Origin of the sequence: Pseudomonas sp. efr-133-TYG-5 (assembly GCF_030209175.1) — a bacterium.
Taxonomy (GTDB): domain Bacteria; phylum Pseudomonadota; class Gammaproteobacteria; order Pseudomonadales; family Pseudomonadaceae; genus Aquipseudomonas.
In genome coordinates this window covers 712,685-734,627 of record NZ_JARVSM010000001.1, presented here as the reverse complement: position 1 = coordinate 734,627, position 21,943 = coordinate 712,685, and the positions used below count along the sequence as shown (strand labels likewise).

General features: G+C 63.5%; 14 protein-coding genes and 1 riboswitch. Of the genes, 8 read left to right on the top strand and 6 right to left on the bottom strand.

Annotated elements, in window-relative coordinates; all coding sequences use genetic code 11:
- Positions 1 to 335: 335 nt before the first annotated feature.
- A riboswitch (cobalamin riboswitch) is annotated at positions 336 to 548 on the top strand.
- Positions 549 to 647: 99 nt separating this feature from the next.
- The 6 genes from cobW (at position 648) to QRN70_RS03210 (ending at position 11,013) form a co-directional block, all read left to right on the top strand.
- Positions 648 to 1,718, top strand: coding sequence for a cobalamin biosynthesis protein CobW (cobW, locus tag QRN70_RS03235; protein ID WP_285415773.1), 1,071 nt, complete (start codon positions 648 to 650; stop codon positions 1,716 to 1,718).
- A 3-nt stretch (positions 1,719 to 1,721) separates the two neighbouring features.
- On the top strand, positions 1,722 to 5,570 hold the full coding sequence (cobN, locus tag QRN70_RS03230) for a cobaltochelatase subunit CobN (RefSeq protein ID WP_285415772.1): 3,849 nt from the start codon (positions 1,722 to 1,724) through the stop codon (positions 5,568 to 5,570).
- Positions 5,571 to 5,740: 170 nt separating this feature from the next.
- Entirely contained in the window at positions 5,741 to 6,739 is a 999-nt protein-coding gene (locus QRN70_RS03225; protein ID WP_285415771.1) for a magnesium chelatase ATPase subunit I, read from the top strand.
- The gene (locus QRN70_RS03220) at positions 6,667 to 7,407 is read left to right on the top strand and encodes a vWA domain-containing protein (RefSeq protein ID WP_285415770.1); all 741 of its coding nucleotides are present in this window, start codon (positions 6,667 to 6,669) and stop codon (positions 7,405 to 7,407) included. The genes QRN70_RS03225 and QRN70_RS03220 overlap by 73 nt, the downstream gene beginning before the upstream one ends.
- Before the next feature lie 72 nt (positions 7,408 to 7,479).
- Positions 7,480 to 9,126, top strand: a complete 1,647-nt coding sequence (locus QRN70_RS03215) for a phospholipase D-like domain-containing protein (protein ID WP_285415769.1) — start codon at positions 7,480 to 7,482, stop codon at positions 9,124 to 9,126.
- 318 nt (positions 9,127 to 9,444) lie between these two features.
- Positions 9,445 to 11,013, top strand: a complete 1,569-nt coding sequence (locus QRN70_RS03210) for a TerC family protein (RefSeq protein WP_285415768.1) — start codon at positions 9,445 to 9,447, stop codon at positions 11,011 to 11,013.
- Here QRN70_RS03210 and QRN70_RS03205 read toward each other — a convergent pair.
- The 6 genes from QRN70_RS03205 to QRN70_RS03180 all read right to left on the bottom strand — a co-directional run bounded on the left by QRN70_RS03205 (position 11,010) and on the right by QRN70_RS03180 (position 20,035).
- Complete coding sequence (locus QRN70_RS03205) at positions 11,010 to 12,086, bottom strand: GGDEF domain-containing protein (RefSeq protein WP_285415767.1); 1,077 nt, start codon at positions 12,084 to 12,086, stop codon at positions 11,010 to 11,012. The genes QRN70_RS03210 and QRN70_RS03205 overlap by 4 nt on opposite strands.
- Positions 12,070 to 12,948 (bottom strand): DUF4434 family protein, encoded by an 879-nt coding sequence (locus QRN70_RS03200; protein WP_285415766.1) that lies wholly within the window; start codon positions 12,946 to 12,948, stop codon positions 12,070 to 12,072. Before QRN70_RS03200 ends, QRN70_RS03205 begins: the two co-directional genes overlap by 17 nt.
- Positions 12,948 to 16,106 carry an NfrA family protein gene (locus tag QRN70_RS03195; protein WP_285415765.1) on the bottom strand — a complete coding sequence of 1,053 codons (3,159 nt, stop codon included), beginning with the start codon at positions 16,104 to 16,106 and terminating at the stop codon, positions 12,948 to 12,950. Before QRN70_RS03195 ends, QRN70_RS03200 begins: the two co-directional genes overlap by 1 nt.
- Positions 16,103 to 18,277 carry a cyclic di-3',5'-guanylate-activated glycosyltransferase NfrB gene (nfrB, locus tag QRN70_RS03190; RefSeq protein ID WP_285415764.1) on the bottom strand — a complete coding sequence of 725 codons (2,175 nt, stop codon included), beginning with the start codon at positions 18,275 to 18,277 and terminating at the stop codon, positions 16,103 to 16,105. Before nfrB ends, QRN70_RS03195 begins: the two co-directional genes overlap by 4 nt.
- Positions 18,274 to 19,428, bottom strand: a complete 1,155-nt coding sequence (gene wecB, locus QRN70_RS03185) for a non-hydrolyzing UDP-N-acetylglucosamine 2-epimerase (protein ID WP_285415763.1) — start codon at positions 19,426 to 19,428, stop codon at positions 18,274 to 18,276. Before wecB ends, nfrB begins: the two co-directional genes overlap by 4 nt.
- A gap of 175 nt (positions 19,429 to 19,603) precedes the next feature.
- Positions 19,604 to 20,035: a thioredoxin family protein gene (locus QRN70_RS03180; protein ID WP_285415762.1), complete on the bottom strand. Its 432-nt coding sequence runs from the start codon at positions 20,033 to 20,035 to the stop codon at positions 19,604 to 19,606.
- Positions 20,036 to 20,373: 338 nt separating this feature from the next.
- Here QRN70_RS03180 and QRN70_RS03175 point away from each other — a divergent pair, with 338 nt between their 5' ends.
- Positions 20,374 to 21,222, top strand: coding sequence for a transporter substrate-binding protein (locus QRN70_RS03175; protein ID WP_285415761.1), 849 nt, complete (start codon positions 20,374 to 20,376; stop codon positions 21,220 to 21,222).
- A 51-nt stretch (positions 21,223 to 21,273) separates the two neighbouring features.
- Positions 21,274 to 21,936, top strand: a complete 663-nt coding sequence (locus QRN70_RS03170) for an amino acid ABC transporter permease (protein ID WP_285415760.1) — start codon at positions 21,274 to 21,276, stop codon at positions 21,934 to 21,936.
- Positions 21,937 to 21,943: the final 7 nt, after the last annotated feature.

Genomic DNA, 21,943 nt, shown 5'->3' with positions numbered 1-21,943 from the left:
CAAGTCTGAACGGCAGAAATAGACAGGATCAAACACTGATAATAATCAGGCATGCAAGAAGTCCTTTCTTGTGTGATTCATAGTCCTTATGAATCTTCATAGTTCATATCTTGTATTAAATTATCAATTCGGTTTTTGTAAAGATATGTAAACGAAGTGTTCGAGCGCTCTAGTCCGAGGCTGTGCGCGATGTCAGGTTTAATATCGCGTTGAATAGTATGTAAGAGATAACCTACAACTAATTTTTAAGTGAGAACTGTTCGCGATTGATATATGAAAGTTCGATGGCGTTATAACGACAATGCCGCAAACGTTGACCCGCCTGGCGTGCATGCGTAGCCTTGCGCTTTCGAGGTTCTTCGACAGCTGTCGAAGCTAAGAAGGGAACGCGGTTCAAGCCGCGGCTGCCCCCGCAACTGTGAACGGTGCTGTTCGTTGCCACGCCACTGCCAACTCCTTGCCAGGAGCCAGCGGGAAGGCGCAGCGAATGCCGGGCCCATGGCCCGAACACCGTCAGCCAGGAGACCTGCCTCGAGACAGATTCTCACTACAACCGGGCGGGGTGATCCGGTGGCGAACGCTTCCGGCGCGTGTCTGCGTGGCCGGTTCTCGTCCCGTATGCCCGCCACCTTGCCAAAGGGCATCCGATGAAAACACTGGCCAAACTCCCCGTCACCATCGTCACCGGTTTTCTCGGCTCGGGTAAAACCACGTTGCTGCGGCACATGCTCGACAACGCCCAGGGGCGCCGCATCGCGGTGATCGTCAACGAGTTCGGCGAGCTGGGCATCGACGGCGAAATCCTCAAGCAGTGCAGCATCGGTTGCACCGAAGAAGAAGCCACTGGCCGCGTCTACGAACTGGCCAACGGCTGCCTGTGCTGCACGGTGCAGGAAGAGTTCTTTCCGGTGATGCGTGAACTGGTGGCCCGGCGCGGCGACCTCGACCACATCCTTATCGAAACCTCGGGCCTGGCCCTGCCGAAACCGCTGGTGCAAGCCTTCCAGTGGCCGGAAATCCGCAGCGCCTGCACGGTTGACGCGGTGATTACCGTGGTCGACAGCCCGGCGGTGGCTGCCGGTACGTTCGCTGCGTTCCCGGATCAGGTCGACGCACAACGCAAACTCGACCCGAACCTGGATCACGAATCGCCACTGCACGAGCTGTTCGCCGACCAACTGGCCAGCGCCGACCTGGTGATCCTCAATAAAGCCGACCAGACCAGCGCCGAAGACCTGGCCCGGGTACGCCTGGAAGTCGCCGAAGAACTGCCGCCGGCGGTGAAAATCATCGAGGCCAGCAACGGCCGGTTGCCGCTGGACGTGCTGATCGGCCTCGGCGCCGGTTCCGAAGAGCACATTGACAGCCGCCACAGCCATCACGATCACCACCACGACGGTGATGACGATCACGATGACCACGATCACGACGCCTTCGATTCGATCTCCATCGAACTGCCACAGGCTGACGAAAGCCTGTTGCTCGACGCGCTGACGCAACTGGTTGTGCAGCACGGCATCCTGCGTGTGAAGGGCTTCGCGGCGATTCCGAACAAGCCGATGCGCCTGCTGATCCAGGGCGTGGGCACGCGTTTCGACAAGCACTTCGACCGCCAGTGGGGCGCCGATGAGGCGCGGGTTACCCGTCTGGTATTGATCGGCCAGGCGCTCGACGCCGCCCAACTCGAAGCGCAACTGCGCGCCGCGCTCAGCGTTTAAGCCATGCACCTGCTCAGGACCCAGCCCGGCGGTTTCGTGTCGGATGACAACATTGCCGACCTTGGACAAACCCCCGCCGAGCTGGTGATCCTGTGCAGCGGCGATTCCAGCCTGGCGCTGCTCGCCGAAGCCGCGCAACAGCTGCCCGAGGATTACCCGAGCCTGCGTCTGGCCAACCCGATGCAGGTGCAGAATCACGCGTCGGTCGATCTGTATGTCGACGAGGTGTTGCGCCATGCCAAGGTGATTCTGATCTCGCTGCACGGCGGCATCGCGTATTGGCGCTATGGTGTCGAACGACTGGTCGAGCTATCCGAACGTGGCGTGCAAGTGATTCTGGTGCCGGGTGATGATCGCCCCGATCCGGAGCTCAGCGACCTCAGCACGGTCGCTGCCGAAGACCGCGACCGGCTCTGGCAATTCCTGCGTCAGGGCGGCATGGCCAACGCGCTGGATTTCTTCCATTGCCTGGCCAACCGCTGGCTGGCGCGCGATTACGCCTGGGGCGAACCGCAGGCGTTGCCGCGCACAGCGATCTACCACCCCGATAAAAACACCGCCGCCCTGAGCGACTGGCAAGCCGATTGGCAGCCGGAGCGCCCGGTGGCGGCGGTGTTGTTTTATCGCTCGCATTTGCAAGCGGCGAACACTGCGTTCATCGATGTGTTCTGCCAACGCTTGCAGGCGGCGGGGCTCAATCCGTTGCCGATCGCCGTCGCCAGCTTGAAAGAGCCCGGCTGCCTGTCAGTGGTCGAGGACTGGTTGGACGAGGTCCAAGCCGCGGTGATTCTCAACACCACCGGCTTCGCCCAGTCCAGCCCGGAAGCGCCGCACCTGCGGCCGTTTCGCCGCAATATCCCGGTGATCCAGGCCATCTGTGCCCAGGACAACGAGCCGGGCTGGCGCGCCAGCGAGCAGGGCCTGGGCCCGCGCGATCTGGCGATGCACATTGCCTTGCCGGAACTGGACGGGCGCATCATCAGCCGGCCGATCAGCTTCAAGGACCTGGCCTGGCGCAGCGAGCGCAGTCAGTCCGATGTGGTCTGCTACCGCGCCGCTGCCGAACGCATGGATTTCGTCGCCGAACTGGCGCGGCGCTGGAGCGATCTGGCGCGCGTGCCGAACGCTGAAAAACGCATCGCGCTGATCCTCGCCAATTACCCGACCCGCGACGGCCGCATTGGCAACGGCGTCGGCCTCGACACGCCGGCGGCGGCGCTGAACATCCTGCGCGCGATGCAGGCCGAGGGTTATCCGGTCGCGGCGGACCTGCCGGCCAGCGGCACCGAGCTGATCCAGCGATTGCTCGGTGGCGTCAGCAACGACCTCGACAGCATCGATCAGCGCCCATGCCAGCAAAGCCTGGCGCTGGACGAATACCTGACGCTGTTCAACGCCTTGCCTGCGGCCAATCGTGCGGCGGTGCTGGAGCGCTGGGGCGCGCCCCAGGACGATCCGATGTACCGCGCCGGGCGGATGATGATCGCTGGTCTGCGCTTGGGCCTGACGTTTGTCGGTATTCAACCGGCGCGCGGTTATCAGGTCGATCCGAGCGCGGTCTATCACGACCCGGACCTGGTGCCGCCCCACGCCTACCTGGCGTTCTATTTCTGGCTGCGCCAGACCTACGGCGCGCATGGCGTGATCCACGTCGGCAAGCACGGCAACCTGGAATGGCTGCCGGGCAAGGGCGTCGGGCTGTCGGAGAATTGCTGGCCGGATGCACTGCTCGGGCCGTTGCCGAATATCTATCCGTTCATCGTCAACGATCCGGGCGAGGGCGCCCAGGCCAAGCGCCGCACTCAGGCAGTGATCATCGATCACCTGATGCCGCCGCTGACCCGCGCCGAAACCTACGGCCCGTTGCGCAACCTGGAACTGCTCGCCGACGAATATTACGAAGCGCAACTGCTCGATCCGCGCCGCGCCCGGGAGTTGCAGCGCGACATCCTGCAACTGGTGCGCGAGACGCAGATCGACCGCGAGTTGCAACTCGATGCCGGCCTCGACAGCGACGCCGACGCGGCGATCTGGCTGCCGCGTCTCGACACTTACCTGTGTGATTTGAAGGAGTCGCAGATCCGCGACGGCCTGCACATCTTCGGCGAATCGCCGAGCGGGCGTTTGCGCCTCGATACGCTGCTGGCCTTGCTGCGCATCCCGCGTGGCGACGGTAAAGGTGCGCAGTCGAGTCTGCTGCGCGCGTTGGCCAAGGCGTTTGAACTGGGGTTCGATCCGCTGGATTGTGCGTTGGCCGATCCGTGGCTTGGCCCGCGTCCGGCGCCGCTGCAAAACGTCAGCGACGAGGTCTGGCGCACCGCCGGTGACAGCCGCGAACGTCTCGAACTGTTCGCCACCCAATTGATCGCGCAGGCACTGCACATTTCCTGTGGGAACGAGCCGGCTCGCGAAAACGCTGTTTCAGTCGAGATTGATTCAGCGGACTCAGCACATCCGCCAGCAGCCTCTCTCCTGCAGGATCCGCGCTGGACTGAAGTCAGCGCGATCCTCGACCACCTGCGCGAAGTCGTCGCGCCACGCCTGGACGCCTGCGGCCCGGCGGAAATGCGTGGCTTGCTCGATGCCCTCGGCGGCCGCTTCGTTCCGGCCGGGCCGAGCGGTGCGCCGAGTCGCGGGCGTCTCGACGTACTGCCGACCGGGCGCAATTTCTATTCGGTGGACGTGCGCAACCTGCCGACGACCACGGCGTGGCGCATCGGTTTCCAGTCGGCCAACCTGATTCTCGAACGGCATTTGCAGGATCACGGCGACCACCTGCGCCAGCTCGGCCTGTCGGTGTGGGGCACGGCGACCATGCGCACCGGTGGCGATGACATCGCCCAGGCCATGGCGCTGATGGGCGTGCGCCCGGTGTGGGCCACCGGCAGTCAGCGCGTCGACGACTTCGAGATTCTGCCGCTGAGTCTGCTCGACCGGCCGCGGGTCGACGTGACGCTGCGGGTGTCGGGGTTCTTCCGCGACGCCTTCGCCAACCTGATCCGCCTGTTCGATGCGGCTGTGCAAGCCGTGGCGGCACTGGATGAGCCGGACGATCTCAATCCGCTGGCCGCCAAGGTCCGCGCCGAGCGTGAAGCCTTGCTGCAGGCGGGGCTGGATGCCGAGACGGCGCGACGCCAGGCCGGGTGGCGGATTTTCGGGGCGAAACCCGGCGCTTACGGCGCGGGCGTGCAGGGCGCCATTGACGGTCGCCTGTGGCAAAGCCGCGAGGATCTGGCCGAGGTCTACCTGAACTGGGGCGCTTATGCCTACGGCGGCGCGGACGAAGGCACCGCGGCCCGCGAGCAGTTCGTCCAGCGCTTGAGCCAGGTGCAGGCCGTGTTGCAAAACCAGGACAATCGCGAGCACGACCTGCTCGATTCCAACGACTACTACCAGTTTCAGGGCGGCATGCTCGCGGCCGTGGAAACCCTGCGCGGGACCGCAGCTGCCAGTTATCACGGCGACCATAGCCAGCCGGATCTGCCGAAAATCCGCACCCTCAAGGAAGAGCTGAACCGGGTGATCCGTTCCCGGGCGGCCAACCCGAAATGGATCGACGGGGTCAAGCGCCACGGCTATAAAGGCGCCTTCGAACTGGCGGCGACGGTGGATAATCTGTTCGCCTTCGACGCCACCACGCAGTTGATCGACGATCACCAGTACGCGTTGCTGGCCGACGCTTATCTGCTGGACCCGGCGACGCGCGATTTCGTTCGCCAACATAACCCGCACGCGCTGCGGGACATGACCGAGCGCATGCTCGAGGCGCAGCAGCGGGGCCTGTGGCAGGAGCCCGGGGCCTATCGCGAAGCCCTGGAGAATCTGTTGCTGGATATCGAAGAGGATGGCTGAGCCGGCAAAAGGCGTTCACCCGCCAGCGCGCGACAGGTCGGACTGCCCGCCGGCCCGCGCCTTGATGAGACTCGCTTTCTCTCCCGCAGGGAGAGCGCTGGGGTGAGGGTCGCCCCACGAATACGCTACAACGATCAAGCACACCGATGACCACGACAGAGAAAAAAACCATGACCGATACCGCGCATTTCCCCCTCTCCGCCGTGGTCGGTGCCGATGAGCTGAAACTGGCCCTGTGCCTCAGCGCCATTGACCCGAAAATCGGCGGCGTGCTGATCGAAGGTCCGCGCGGCATGGCCAAGTCGACCCTGGCGCGCGGCCTGGCGGATCTGTTGGCCAGCGGTCAATTCGTCACCTTGCCGCTGGGTGCCACCGAAGAACGGCTGGTCGGCACCCTCGATCTCGACGCCGCCCTGAGCGCCGGTCGCGCGCAGTTTTCTCCCGGTGTGCTGGCCAAGGCTGACGGCGGCGTGCTGTACGTCGACGAGGTCAACCTGCTGCCGGATCATCTGGTGGATCTGTTGCTCGACGTCGCCGCCAGCGGCACCAACCTGATCGAGCGCGACGGCATTTCCCATCGGCACTCGGCGAAGTTCGTCCTGATCGGCACGATGAACCCGGAGGAGGGCGAACTGCGTCCGCAATTGCTCGACCGCTTCGGCCTCAACGTCGCGCTCAGCGGCCATACCGCGCCGGCCGAGCGTGGGCAGATCATTCGCCGGCGGCTGGATTTCGACAGTGATCCGCAGCGGTTCTGTGCGCAATGGCAAGCCGCGCAACAGGCGCTGCGCGAGCGCTGCGAACACGCGCGCAATGCCTTGGCAAGCATTCCGCTCGACGATGAAGCCCTGGCGCAAATCACCGAGCGCTGCTTCGCTGCCGGTGTCGACGGCTTGCGCGCCGACCTGGTCTGGCTGCGGGCAGCGCGGGCGCATGCGGCGTGGCGCGGCGCCGCGGCGATCGCCGAGCAGGACATCGACGCCGTCGCCGAATTTGCGCTGCGTCATCGCCGCCGCGAGCCCGCGGCGTCCAGCCCGCAACCGCCTGCGCAGCCCGCGGCCGATGCCCAGGCCAACCCGAGCGAAGGCCAGGGCCAGTGGGGCGACATGCCGGCGCCGGCACTCGCCACCGGCGCTCGCCGCGAAGTGCCGAGCTGGCCAAAAAAGTAAACGGCATTCGTCCCCGAGCCGCCGCAGGGGCGAATGCCAGACCCCGCGCCGGCACACTCGACAATGGCCGCCAGGGCAAACGCCGCAGCGCCCGCAGCGGTGCGGTGAACTGGCCGGGGACCCTGCTCAAGGGCCGGCCGCGGCAGCGCGCCGACCTGCTGTTGCAGGTCCGCACCCGTTCACCGCATGAGTTGTGGCTGGTGATCGTCGACGCCTCCGCCTCGACTCGGCGCCATCAGGCCTTGAGCGACGCCAAGGGTTTGCTCGCGCAAGTGTTCGACGACGCGTATCGGCAACGGGCGCGCCTGGCGCTGCTGACCGCCAGCGGTGCCGCGCCGCAATGGCAGGTGCAGGGATTGAAAGCGTCCAGCGGTCTGCGCGCCTGGCTCGAAGGGCTCGGTGCGGGCGGCGGCACCCCGTTGCTGGCGGCGCTGACCCAGGCCGAGCACTGGCTGACGCTGCGGCAAAAGCGCTTTCCGGCCGAGCAGCAGCGTTTGTTGCTGATTACCGACGGGCGTCTGAAAGACTTGCCGCAAGCGCCGCCACTGGCGTGTCCAGGCTTGTTGATCGACATCGAGCGCGGGCCGATCAGGCTGGGGCGGGCGCGACAGTTGGCGCAGGTGTTGGGGGCGGACTATCGGCATATCGATGACTCGCCTGCGCTCTGAAGTCTTGCGTTACGCGCAATTGGCCGGCGCTGCTCTATGCTGCTCAGCAGCCATTTCACAAGGAGTGAAACCATGCGCGTATTGGTCGCCAACCCTCAGGATGATTTCCGCATCAAGGCTTACGCCGGAACCAACGGCGTGCTGCTGGCCATGGACCTTGCCGAATCCCGACGCACAGGCTTGCTCGGATTCGCCATCGAAAAACAACAGGGCGACAAGCCCTGGCTGTTCCTCTTCAACAGCCTGACGTTCCCCGGCAAAGCCCACACCTTTGCGCAGTTTCACGCGACGCCAAGCGACAAGGCGCCGTTGCAGAAATTTCGTTGGGCCGATTACGCGGTCAATCCCGGCATGACCCTCCACTATCGCGTGCACCTGGTCTACGGGACGGCGGACGCCCCGGTGTTGGCCGAGTCGCTGCAACTGAGCATTACCGCGGATGACGGCCACCCGGCCAACCAGAGCGTGATCTTCAATCGCGCGGTGGCGGCCAGTCAGGCGTTCCAGCGCAAGTTTCCCGACCTCGACGCGCAGATCAGCGCGAACAAACTGATGCCTATCGAAGCTTGGCCGGACGCTGCCCGCCAGTGGCTGGAGAACGGTCTGTTGGGGCGCTTGCAGGGGTTTATCGAACGCGCGCTCGACGGGCAGTGGGCACTGGACATTGCCATCTACGAATACCAGTTGCAGGCCATCATCGACACGGTGAACGCGGCGTTCGCGCGCGGGGTGCAGTTGCGCGTGCTGTATCACGCCAGGCCCGATGACGAAGACACCACGATCAACGCGGCGAATCTGGCGAAACTGCCGGCGGCGAACAAGCGCGGGCGGGTCACCCACAGTATTTTCCATGACAAATTCATTGTCCTCAGCCGTGTCGACGCTGCGGGTGAGCGCCAGCCACAAGCGGTGCTCTGCGGCAGCACCAATTTCACGGCCAACGGCGTCTATCGCCAGGCCAACGTAGTGCACGTCCTCGACGACGCGGCCATCGGCGCCAGTTACCTGGCGACGTTCGAGCAGATCTGGGCCACGCCGGACGACGTCGGCGCCACTCGCGACTGGATCAACCAGCACAACCCGATGAATCCTCAGCGGGCGCTGTTCGCCGGGTTCTCGCCGCGCACGGGCGGCGGCGATCTGCGCGAATTCGTCGAGATCATCGACGCGGCGCAAAAGGATGTGCTGTTTGTCACGGCATTTGCCCTGCCGGAGGCGATTCTCAATGCCTTGCTCGGCCAGCCACACGACAGCGTCCTGCGTTACGGTCTGCAGAACACGGCCAGCGAAATCACCGGCTTCCATGCCGACCGCACGGCCGAATTTGCGGCCACGGCGCTGCTCAACACGGGGCTGGAGGGCTGGCTCAAGGAAAACATGAAAGGCCAGAAGGGCAACCTGCTGGTGCACACCAAAGCGGTGATCACCGACTTCACCAGCGACAACCCGACCATCATCAGCGGCAGCCACAACCTCAGCACCTCGGCCAGCCAGGGTAATGACGAGAACTACCTGATCATTCGCGGCGACACCGATCTGGCCGATCGCTATGGTCTGGAGTTGCTGCGGTTCTACGAGCACTACCGCTTCCGGTACTTCGCCAGGCAACTGGATTTGAAACAGGTGCAGCCGTTGGCCGTGGACGACCGCTGGACTCACGACTATTACCTCGAAGGCGATTTGCGCCAGCTGTCGCGCCTGCGGTTTGCCGGTCGTTAGGCCGCGGCGATTCCCTCGAGCGCAGCGCAATGCACTGGATTGCGCTGCCTGTACAGATTTTGAAATGATTTCCGGCTGTAGGAAAAGTCGCTTTAGGCTGTACGCTCCAAGGCCTTTTTCCTTTCAGGATTTGCATGAACAGCCTCTCGGAGCCTCCCAGTTACCCTTTCTCCACGCGCCCCGGCGCGGTCTTGACGCACTCGCAGCATCCGGTCTTCCGACTCCCGACTATCGTTGTTGGCGCAGCCTTCGAGCTTTCGCGCCGCGCTTTGCCGTGCCCGGCAGCCTGAATTCACTGAAGAGAGATCGAGACGTTTTATGGAATGGTTAGCGGATCCCACGGCCTGGCTGGGCCTGGCGACATTGATCGTGCTGGAACTGGTGCTGGGTATCGACAACCTGGTGTTTATCGCGATTCTCGCGGACAAACTGCCGCCGCATCAGCGCGACCGCGCGCGGATCATCGGTCTGAGCCTGGCGTTGATCATGCGCCTGGGCCTGCTGGCGAGCATTTCCTGGCTGGTCACGCTGACCCAGCCGCTGTTCGAGGTGTTCGGCAAGAGCTTCTCCGGCCGTGACCTGATCATGCTGTTCGGGGGTGTGTTCCTGCTGTTCAAGGCGACCATGGAGTTGCACGAGCGCCTCGAAGGCCATGTCGGCCAGCGCACGAGCAATAGCGCTTACGCCCTGTTCTGGCCCATCGTGGCGCAGATCGTCGTGCTGGACGCGGTGTTCTCGCTGGACGCGGTGATTACCGCCGTGGGCATGGTCGATGAGCTGGCGGTAATGATGATCGCGGTGATCATTTCCATCGGCCTGATGATCGTGGCCAGCAAGCCGCTGACCCGTTTCGTCAACGCGCACCCGACGGTGATCATGCTGTGCCTGGGCTTCCTGATGATGATCGGTTTTGCCTTGACCGCCGAAGGCCTGGGCTTCCACATCCCGAAAGGTTACCTGTACGCGGCCATCGGTTTCTCGATCCTGATCGAGGTGTTCAACCAGATCGCCCGGGCGCGGCGCAAGCGTTCGATGCAGGGCCTGCGGCCGATGCGCGAACGTACCGCCCACGCGGTGATGCGCTTGCTGGGCGGGCGCAAACTGGCGGTCGAGGAGGTTGGCGAAGAGATTTCCGATCTGCTCGACGACGGCGAGGCGCCGAGCGCCGAGCTGTTCGACCGCCGCGAGCGAGTGATGATCAGCGGCGTGCTGCAACTGGCCGAGCGACCGATTCGCAACCTGATGACGGTGCGCGCGGATGTCGACAGCATTGATCTGGCGGAGGACGCCGAGACGATTCGCACGCGTCTGATGCATTCGTCCTACTCGCGTCTGCCGCTGATTCGCAACGGCGCGGTGGATGAGCCCCTGGGCTTCGTGCACAAGAAGGAATTGCTCAAGGAGTACCTGGCCGGCAACGAGCCGAACCTCGAACACCTGGCGCGCAAGACCATCAACCTGCTCGACAGCTATTCGATCCTTAACGCACTGGAGCAGATGCGCGCTGCGTCGACGCACATTGCCTTCGTGGTCAATGAATTCGGCGACTTCGTCGGTGTGCTGACCATGACCGATATCCTCGAATCGATTGCCGGCGAGTTGCCGGATGCCAGCGAAGTCGCCGGCCCCGATGTGATCGAGGAGCAGGGCGGGTTTGTCGTCAGCGGCGCCTTGAACCTGACACGCATCCGTCAGCACACCGGTTTCGGCGCCGAGCCGACCGAGGACTATCAGACGCTCGCCGGGCTGGTGATGAGCCTGCTCGACCGCTTGCCGATGAAGGGCGACCGCCTGGACTACGAAGGCTGGCGAATGACCGTGATGGCGGTCGAGGAGCGGCGCGTGACGCGGGTGTTGCTGGTGCGCCACGCCGCAGTCACCGGCTAGACGTGGAAGGTGTAGCGATCCTTCCCGGTGTGCTTTGACTCGTACAAGGCTTCATCGGCCTTGACCAGCGCCTGGTTGAGGCTGTCGCCAGCCTCGACCCGGGCCAGGCCAATGCTGATGGTCACCGGATGCCGGGTGGGCTGCTCACGCACCACCCGGCACAGTTCGGCGGCCAGTGCCTCGACGTCTGCGCGGCACACACCGGCCAGATAGATGGCGAACTCCTCGCCACCCAGCCGCGCGTATTCGAAGTGGCTCATGACCGCCTTGATATCCGCCGCCACGCGCTTGAGCACTTCATCGCCGACGTCGTGGCCATACACATCATTGACTTTCTTGAAGTTGTCGATGTCGACCATCGCCAGGTACTGCTCATGCTCGCGTGGCACGGTTTGCAGGTGTTGTCCGGCGCTGGTCATGAACGAGCGGCGGTTGGGGATTTCGGTGAGCGGATCGTTGTAGGCCTGATCGAGCAGCAACCTGGACATGATGTAGTTGTAGAGCTTGGCCTGGCGCAGCTTGAGGAATGTGTAAATGGTCAGCGCGCAGAGAAAAATGCTGTAGCTGGCAGTCATCACGCCCCTGAGTTCGATCAGGCGCGTGGGAGTGTTGATGAACGGGTTGAGCACCAGCCAGATGATGGTTTGCGCGGCAAAGAACGCCCCGCGACTCAATGGCAGCACCGAGACGCTATAGAGCATGCTGGCTGCCGCGAGCACCAGCCAGGAACTGTGCACGTTGGCGGGAATGCCGGTGATGATCAGCCGTACGCCGATGGTCAGGATCAGCACGAACAGCAGGGTGATCAGATCGAAATGCCGGGCCTTGCGGGTAAAACCCATCACCAGGGTGAGGATCGCAAACAGCGAGATAAAAATCATCGAGCGCCAGGTGAAGCCCTGTTCACCGAGAAAACTGACGACCAGATCGAACACCAGCCAGATCGCAATGCTGGCGAGATAGATCAGTACGCTGAATGAATGCAGGCGTTCGAATTCGTGCTGGATGAACTCGGCCCGCAGTTCAGCGGGCGCGGCCTTTTTCAGCACCTGTTCTTCAATGGTTTTGTACATCGCGGCCCTGCTGTGTGCGTTGATTGTCGAGGATCACCCGGCCCCACGGCCGGTAGCGCAGGGAAAATACCGCCGTGCGATGGCAGCCGGCCGGCGTGGCGTCCGGGTTGGCGGGTTCGGCGCGGAACGGCTGGCCCTCGGCGCTGACCTGGCGAAACGCTTCGCGCACGATGCCTACGGAGCAGGGCAGTGCGCTGGCATAGCCATCGCGCACCTGTGGCGCCAGCCGGCGGGTGCCGGCGCCATCCTGCCACCACACCTGGATGCCTGTTGCACTGAGGTCCCCGAGCCAGCTGCCGGTGACCTGCGGCGCCAGCTTGCCGGCACTGAAGGCGCTGACATGCAGCGGTGCATCGAGTCTGGAAGCAAAATCCTTGAGCTGGCGCTGCAGGGTGGCCCGTCGGTCCGCCGCCAGGAAGTGCAGATCATCCAGCTCCAGCGGCAAGTACCAGCCGCTGACCTTCAGCTTCCAGTCCTGGCGCAGCTTGTACTGTTGCGCCAGCGACCGTCCGAGCTGCGCCTGCCAGTAAAACTTGAGCCCGGCGCTGTCCAGTTGCTCGATACGCTGGTAATAAGCCGGATCCATCGCCAGGCCCAGCACCAGTTGCAAGCCCTGGCGCTCAGCCAGTTTCAGGCTGTTGGCGAGCCAGCCATCGGCACCGCCAAAGTCCGAGTCGCCATAAGCCGTCCACTGTACGATCAGCGTCCGCGTACCGTGTTGCGCGGTGTCCTGCCAGATCTTTTGCCACTGCGCGGTGGTCAGGTTGGCATCGACATTCAGCGGCTGATAGAACACCCGCTCATCGGCCTGCGTCATGCTCGCGCCCAGCATCAGGCAGAAAAACACTATCCATCGAGCCATCAGAAATTCCACTCCACACCCAGCAGCACGCCATTGCCGCCTTCATACAGATTGCCGCCCAGCGACTGCTGGTACTCGGTGCGCACCGACAGTTTCGAGCGATAGGCGTTGTAGCGGTCATCGTCGTACCACCATTGCCAACGCAGACCCACACCGGTGCGCAGGTCCTGGCGCCAGTCGTTGCTCGGGTCCTGGCTGGCGAACTCGAGGAAGCCGTACGGCATCAGGGTTTGTGCGCCGTTGAACGGCAGTTTCCACGTATGGCCCTGCTGGAACCGTGACAGCCACTGGTGATCGCCTGCCTTGGTCCACCACGCGGCATCGAGGTAGAGGAAGCGTTCCTCCCAATCGCTTTCGTCCACCCGCCAGTCATTGCGGAACCGGCCCTGATCGAGAAACGACGCCGTGGCGCGCAGCAGGTAGTCGGTGCTGGTATGACCGTCCTGGCGATGGTCGTTGATCTGCTCCAGGAGTTTTTCCGGTACCAGCATCTGGCCGAGGCTCAGGCTATGGTCGTCCTGATCGTTGAACTGACTCTGCTTGTAGATCTCACCGTAGAAATTGATGTTCTGTGTGCCCCATGGCTTGTAGCGCAGGCCGACACCGGCGGCGAGCGATTGCGCATAGTTCGAGCGGCCCTGGCCGCCGAGCAGCACCCGGCCGTACACCGACAGGGAACTGCCGGCGCGACTCGGTTCGTCGCCGAGGGCGTGGTCCCACATGGCCAGTTGCACATTCTGCGAGTCGGCGCGGCGCCGCGAGCCCTGGCTGTCGTCCGGGCGCACGAAGTCGTTGGTCGACACCCCGGCCGGCGACCAGGTACTGGCGATGGTCCGGCTGTCACGCCGCGCCAGGCTTTCATGAGCGCGCCGCTGGCGATAAAGCCGTGCTTGCATACTGCCTTCCTCGTCGTCGGCGGCGACCGGATACTGTTCCAGATCGATCACCCGGCGCAGTTCCTGGCGGGCTGCGGCGCTGTTCTCGGCTTCGTCGTAGCGCCAGGCGAGGGTTTCGCCGAGACGGTAATCCTCGGGGAAATCGCGCGTGGCCTGTTGCAGGTAGGGGATTGCCAGCGCGCGATCCTCGCGGGACGCGGCGCCCGCCAGGCGCATGCCGTAATCGGCGCGATAACGCGGGTTCTGCGGCTCACGGCGCACGGCTTCGGCCAGCCACGCGGTGCTTTGCGGCAAGTCGCCGGCCTTCTGTGCGGTGACCGATGCGGCATAGAAATGCCCGGCATCCGCTGCCTGCTGCAAAGCCTGGCGTTGCCGCTGCAGGGCCTGCGAATGGTCGCCACGGGCGTCGGCGATGGCCGCACCCAATGCCCATTCGTTGGCACCCCGGGTCGTGCTCTGCTGCCAATAGCTTTCTGCGGCCTGATAGTCACCGGCGCTCAAGGCGCTGCGACTGGCGGTCAGGCGCGCGTTGTCGCTGAGTTCGCTTGTCGGCAGGCTGCGCCAGATCAGCAGCGCACCGGCGGAGTCACCGGCGGCTTCCAGGGCGTAGGCCAGTGGCAGGCGGCTGCCGCGGTCGCCGAGTCGCTCGGCCTGGCGGTAATACACCACCGCTTCCCCCGGACGATCCGGCATCGCGCAACGCCCGAGCGCGCGGTAGTCGCCCGCTGCTTGCGGATGGTCGGCGATGGCGTCCTGCACCACTGTGCATTGGCCGGTTTCTGCCAGTTGCGCCAACAGTTGGCCGCGGGTAGCACCGTCGACATGCGCGAGCAGCGAGGTGATCCGTCGTTGCCCGGCGGGCGTGGTGTCCGGCGCCGAGGCATACAGTTCGGCCAGGCGTTGCCGCGCGGCTGCCGGCAGGCGTGCGCCGTGACGGTCATAGGCGCTGCCGAGCAGTTGTTGCGCGTGCACGCGATCGCCTGAATTGACCGCCAGATAGGTCGCCTGATCCAGCGAATCGAGATTGCCGGTCTGCCGATAGTGATATTCCCAGAGCGTTTGCGCTTCGGTGCTGCGCCCCATCTTCTGCGTCAGCTCGGCCCGCCGCTTGACCACCTCGGGTGTCTGTTTCTGGCCGGCGAGCCAGATGTTCACTTTGTTGTCTTGGCCTTGCTCCTGCCAGACGTCGACGAGTTGTGCCTGGCGACGGCTGTCCCACGGCTCGGGCAAGCGGGTGTCTTGCAGCAGGTCGGTGGCTTGCAGGCGTTGGGCAAGCACCAGCCAGGTGCGCGGATCGTCCGACGGCCGACAGCCGCGTAACTGCCCCAGCGCGGCTTCCGGGTCATGGCGCGACAGCCATTCGGCGGTTTCCAGGCACGGACGCTGCAAGTCATTGCTCAAACGCTGCACGTTCGGCACGTCTTCGCTCTGGCGTGCCAGCTCCCACAGGCGCTGGCGTTGCGCCGGATCGGCAAGGTCCGAGGCCGGCAGCGATTGCATCCAGCGCAGAGCCTGTTGCTCGTGGCCTACGGCGATGGCGCGATTGATCATCGCCAGGCGCACCTGGCGTGCTGCTTCGGGGCTCGGCGCCTGCGCGAGCAATTGCTGCAAGGGTTTTTCGTCGAGGCGCTGCACATAGGCGTTGGCCAGCCGTTGCCAGGCTTCGCCATCGAGTTGCCCGCGCGCGGCCAGCGGCGCCAGTTGCTCGATGGTGCCGCTCCAGTCGCGCAGTTGTTCGGACCAGTTGGCCCGCGCCAGTCGCAGAATGTTGTCGTCGCCCTGGGGGGCCAGTTGCGCTAGCCAGTCATGGGCCTTGGCTGCACCGCCGAACTTGGCCAGGCTCAGGCTGTAGGCCTGCCATAGACGCACGCGGTCGTTGAGGCTGCTGCTGGCCATCCAGCTTTCGACCTGACTGCTGCTCGGCGGATCCTGTTCGATCCAGGTCAGGCGCAGGTCGAGCAGCGCTTCGCTGTCGTTGGGCAATGCTTGCAGCGCTTCCTTGTAGCGCCGCTGCCTGGCCAGCGACTCGACCAGCAATGTTCGGGCCTCTTCGTTTTTCGGCACCTTTTCCAGCAAATGGCGCATCAGCCGTTCGACTTCTTTCCAGTTGCCTTTTTTCGCCTCGCGGTAGCTGCGATCCATATAGGGGTAGCTGCGGAACTGCTCGAAGTCGCTCAGCGCTGCCGCGTGCAGCGTGCTGCCGGCGCTCAGACCCAGTAACAGGCCGCCGATCAGCAGGGTGTTGCGCGGTACCGGCTTCATGCGACCTCCCGGACAATACGGTAGGCGGCTTGCTGTTCGCTGGCCTGATCGGCGAGTGCCTGCTGCAGGACCTCCTGGGTAATCATGCCGCGGGAAATCAGGTGCTCACCGAGTGACATGGTTTCGGCGTCGAAATCGATCAAGGCCTGGTTGAACAGGGTTGGCGGCACCATACCGCGTACCTGCAGCAGGTTGCCGAGCAGCACCTGATGGCGGCTGACGCGTTCCAGCAGGGCGTCATCGTCCTGATGACGCTCGAGCACTTCAAGCATATGACGCACTTCCTCATTTTGCCGGGGACTGGCGTACCAGTAGCGGATTCCCAGGGTGACGCGGCCCTGAGGCGCGAGTCGGCAGCGCACCGGGCGTTGCAATTGGCGGCTGATCGCACCGAGCGAAACCTGGCTGACCGGACCTTCCGAGGCCAGCAGCAGGGTGTCGCCTTCTTCGCCTACCGGCAGCACGCCGTAGTGCGAGGCGACCCGGCGTGGCACGGCGGCGATCAGGCGTCGATCGAGCTTGAACGGATTGAGCGGCGCCCACTCCAGGTCCAGTTGTTCGGCCAGGGCCTGGACCAGTTGCGTGCTGTCGATGTATTCACGCAGCAGCAGTTCTCGACCGAGGCGACGGCGCACCGGGCTGGTGATCGCCACGCTCAGCTGTTCTTCGCTGAGCAAGCCTTTTTCCACCAGGCGCTGGCCCAGCGGGGTGCGCTGCGCCTTGGTCAGTGCCGGGAATTCATGGGTGGTCTTGTCCCAGGCCACCCGCCGCGAGTCGCCCATTTCCATGACCTGACGCAGGGCGCGCAGGTTGGCGAAGAAGTTGACGAAGTTGCTCCACATCATCCGTGGGGCCGACAACAGACCTTCGGTCAGGCCGTAATAACGCGTGACGAACCAGCCACGCTGGAACAGCCGATTGAGCAGCATCAGGCCGTTGAGCCAGAGCAGTACGGAGAGCAGTGAGCTGTCGGCGAGGATCGATGGATAGCGCCACGAATCCGGCGAGATTACGGTGACCGCCCACATGACCAGCAGCACCAGAAACAGCAGGTTGACCAGGAAGCTCAGCAGGTAGGCGATCAGGCCGCGACGGTCGCGCCAGAGAAAGTAGTTGAGCAGGCCCTTGCGACTCCAGCCGAGGTTCTTGGTGCCCTGGAAGACAATCCCGACGATCCAGCGCGACTTCTGCCGGATCGCGTGCTGCAGGTCCCGCGGGAAATGTTCACGCACGCAGATCACCTGCGAGAACTCGCGGTTCATGCCGAAGACCCAGGGCTGTTCCAGCGCCAGTTTCGGATCACTCACCGAGTAGCGGGCGAAGATGCACTTCATGCCTTTCTGTTTGAGGCGAAACCCGATGTCGTAGTCTTCGGTGAGACTCTGCACATCGAAAGCGATGCCGTCGCCATCCTCGAGCAGTGCGCTGATCGCCCGGCGGCTGAAGCAGGTGCCGACGCCGGCACTTGGCACCTGGCCAGTCAGGGCCTCGCGCACGATCACGTCCTTGCCATGGTTTTCCGCGAACTCGTCGACGTAGTGGCCGGCGGTGAAGCCTTTCCACTCCGGCGCATAGGGATAGACCGGGATCTGGATCAGATCCTTGTTGGGCAGCAGGTAGTTGAACAGGCGCAACTCCATTGGCGAAATCACGTCTTCGGCATCGTGCAGGATGAACCCGGCGAACTCGATTCTGGCTTCGCTTTCAAAGCGCAGGATCGCGTCGATGATGTTGTTCAGGCAGTCCGCCTTGCTGGTCGGACCGGGGCGGGCACAGACCACTTTGTGCACGTTGGGATAGTGCTGGCACACCGCGTCGACGTCGGCCTGGGTGTCGGCGTCGTTGGGGTAGGTGCCGACGAAGATCTGATAGTTCTCGTAGTCGATGGACGAGGCGGCCAGACGTGCCATCTCGCCGACCACGCCGACTTCGTTCCACGCCGGGACCATGATCGCCAGGGGCTTTTCGGCAATCGAATACAGGCGCTGCTCATCGGCACGCTTGAATTTTTCGTAGATACGCCAGCGGCGGATGAATTTGCGGGTCCAGTACACCAGATCGATGAACAGGTCATCGAGGCCGAGGATGAACATCAGCAGGGCGAGGGCAATCGCCACATACTTCAGACCGAACAGCACATACGCGAAGAAATCGACCCAGCCCAGGCTCATACGTCGCTACCCGCCGCCGAGCGTGCGCTCAGCCAGGCGTGCAGGCGGGTGGCGATGAGTTCACTGGCGTGGCCGTCGCCATAGGGGAAATGCACGCGGCTCATGCGCTTGTAGGTTTGTTCGTCATCGAGCAATTGACGCGCCTCATGGACGATGCGGGCCCTGTCGGTGCCCACCAGCAGCAGGGTGCCGCTTTCCAGGACGGACGGCCGTTCGGTGACATCGCGCAACACCAGCAGCGGTTTGCCGATGGCCGGTGCCTCCTCCTGGACGCCGCCGGAATCGGTAAGGATGAAATGGGCCCGGCCCATCAACCAGACGAAGTTGGGGTAGTCCTGCGGGGGCACCAGGTAGATGTTCGGTTTGTCGGCGAGCATGCCGTATACCACTTCCTGCACCAGCGGATTGAGGTGCACCGGATAGACCCACTGTACGTCCGGGTAATGTTCGGCCAGCTCGGCCAGTGCCTGGCAGATATTGCGGAAACCGTCACCGAGGTTTTCCCGGCGGTGGCTGGTGACCAGGATCATCCGGCGGTTATCGTCGAGCGCAGCCAGCGGCGAGTCGGCAGCGGGGCGCCAATCGGTCTGCCGTTGGTGCTCGCGCATCCACAGCAAGGCATCGATCACGGTGTTACCGGTGATTTCGATGTGCTCTTGCGGCACGCCTTCGCGCAGCAGATTGGCTGCCGATTTCGAGGTGGGCGGGAAGTGCAGGTCGGCGATTACCCCGGTCAGGCGCCGATTGGCTTCTTCCGGCCATGGCGCCCGCAGGTTGCCCGTGCGCAGACCGGCTTCGACATGACCAATGGGCAGTTGACGGTTGAAAGCGGCGAGGGCGGCGATGAAGCTGGTGGTGGTATCGCCATGGACCAGCACGATGTCGGGCTTTACCCGTTCGTAGGCTTGATCGAGTGCTGCGAGCAGATGTTGCGAAAGACCGTTGAGGGTCTGACCCTGGGTCATGACTTGCAGGTCTTCGTCGACGCTCAGTTCAAAGGCATCGAGAACCTGGGTGAGCATCTCCCGGTGCTGGCCGGTGGAGCAGATATTCAGCTGGATATCGGGCCACTGGCGCAGTACCCGGGCCAACGGGGCCATTTTGATAGCCTCCGGGCGAGTACCGAAAACCATCATGACGTTAAAAGACATTGACCCCTCCTGGGACATGGCAAGGCACCAGGCCGCAGAACCTGGTGCGCTATCTCTTACTGAGAAATAAATGAAAGCAGCCGTATTGGAGCTTGTCCAATAGGCCTTCGCGGCGAGTTGTTACAGATCAACTGGAACGAAAGTGCCAACGGGTGAAGGCATTTAGGTGGCACTTTCAGGAAAAGTTCCTGCGCCGTTTGTCCTTGATGGTGCGCAGAGTACGCAGGGTGCCGCGCAGCCAAAGCAGGTCATGCGCAGGTTTGCGGCGCGGGGCGGGCGCCTTGACCCTGCCGATATGTGCGGCGAAGTGCTGCGCCAGGGTTTCCTCGCTGCCGATGCCTTTGAGTTTTTTCAGCAGTTTGCCGTGGCGATAGAACAGCACGGTCGGCGTGCCGGTGACTTGCGGGTGGCGTGGCGATTCGCTGGTGTTGAGCATGTAGATGCTGGCGCGGTGGCGATACGGCTCGGCGATCTGGCGAAACACCGGGCCTGCCCATTCGCACGCCGCGCAGCGCTCATTGGCGAAGTAGAGGATCACCGGGCGCCAGGTTTTCAGCGCCTTGCGGTAGGACGGCGGGAGTGCCGCGTACGACGTTGAAGGGTTCATTGAAGCCTCCTTGGCGAAGCTGACGGGACGGCTAGACGGTAAACCAGCCGACGCTGCCCCGCACCTGTCAGAGTTGACAGGTGCGGGGTGCGCCATCGTCGTGCGCGCGCCCCGCAATGTGGCCCGAATACCCGTGGTGTGTGGCCAACGGTAGCGCCACCCCTGACTGGCGACGTGTCACTCGCGCTCCGGTGCTTCGCGCATCCTCTTGATTCAACGAGACTTTCAATCCGCTGCAGATTCCCGGCGAATCCTGTGGCACACTTTCTGCTGTCTATTCCGTAGTAACAAACCGTGTTCCGGTATAGCGGAATAAACATCATTCTGGAGTGCTTGCCATGCATCGCCGACCTTCCTTGTTCAAAGCATGTGTTTTTGTTCTCGCGGCTTCCTCCGCTGTCATGGCTGCGGCCCAGGCGGCCGACAGCAAGCTCGACAGCGTCCTGGCCCGTGGAAAACTGATCGTCGGCACCGGCAGCACCAATGCGCCGTGGCACTTCCAGGGCGCGGACGGCAAGTTGCAGGGTTTCGATATCGACATCGCCAGGATGGTGGCCAAGGGGCTGTTCAATGACCCGAGCAAGGTCGAGTTCGTCGTGCAGTCGTCCGATGCGCGGATCCCCAACCTGCTCACCGACAAGGTCGACATGAGCTGCCAGTTCATCACCGTTACCGCCAGTCGCGCGCAGCAAGTGGCGTTCACCCTGCCGTACTACCGCGAAGGCGTCGGTCTGCTGCTGCCGGCCAACAGCAAGTACAAGGAAATCGAAGACCTGCAAGCCGCCGGCGACAGCGTCACCGTGGCCGTGCTGCAGAACGTGTATGCCGAGGAGCTGGTGCATCAGGCGCTGCCCAAGGCCAAGGTCGATCAGTACGACAGCGTCGACCTCATGTATCAGGCGGTGAACTCCGGTCGCGCCGATGCCGCCGCCACCGACCAGTCTTCGGTCAAATACCTGATGGTGCAGAACCCTGGCCGCTATCGCAGCCCGACCTACGCCTGGAGCCCGCAGACCTATGCCTGCGCGGTCAAGCGCGGCGACCAGGACTGGCTGAACTTCGTCAACACCACCCTGCATGAAGCCATGACCGGCGTTGAATTCCCGACTTACGCGGCATCGTTCAAGCAATGGTTCGGCGTGGATCTGCCATCGCCCGCCATCGGTTTCCCTGTCGAATTCAAATGATCCCGTGAGAGTGGGGCGCCATCACGCGCCCCGCTCAAGGTACTGCGAACCATGAACTATCAGTTGAACTTTGCCGCCGTGTGGCGCGATTTCGACACCTTGCTGGCGGGGCTCGGTCTGGGCCTGGAGCTGGCGCTGGTGTCGATCGCCATCGGTTGCGTGATCGGCCTGCTGATGGCGTTTGCCTTGCTCTCGAAGCATCGCGCCCTGCGGGTGCTGGCCTCGGTGTATGTCACGGTGATCCGTAACACGCCGATCCTGGTGTTGATTCTGTTGATCTACTTTGCCTTGCCGAGCCTGGGAATCCTTCTGGACAAGATTCCCTCGTTCATCATCACGCTGTCGCTGTACGCCGGGGCGTATCTGACCGAAGTGTTCCGCGGCGGCCTGCTGAGCATTCCCAAGGGCCAGCGCGAAGCCGGGCTGGCCATCGGTCTGGGCGAATGGCAGGTGAAGGCCTACGTCACCGTGCCGGTGATGCTGCGCAACGTGCTGCCGGCGTTGTCGAACAACTTCATCTCGCTGTTCAAGGACTCGTCGCTGGCCGCCGCGATCGCGGTGCCGGAGCTGACCTATTACGCGCGCAAGATCAACGTCGAGAGCTACCGGGTGATCGAAACCTGGCTGGTCACCACGGCGTTGTATGTCGCGGCCTGTTACCTCATCGCCATGCTGCTGCGTTATCTCGAGCGGCGTCTGGCGATCCGCCGCTAGGAGGCTG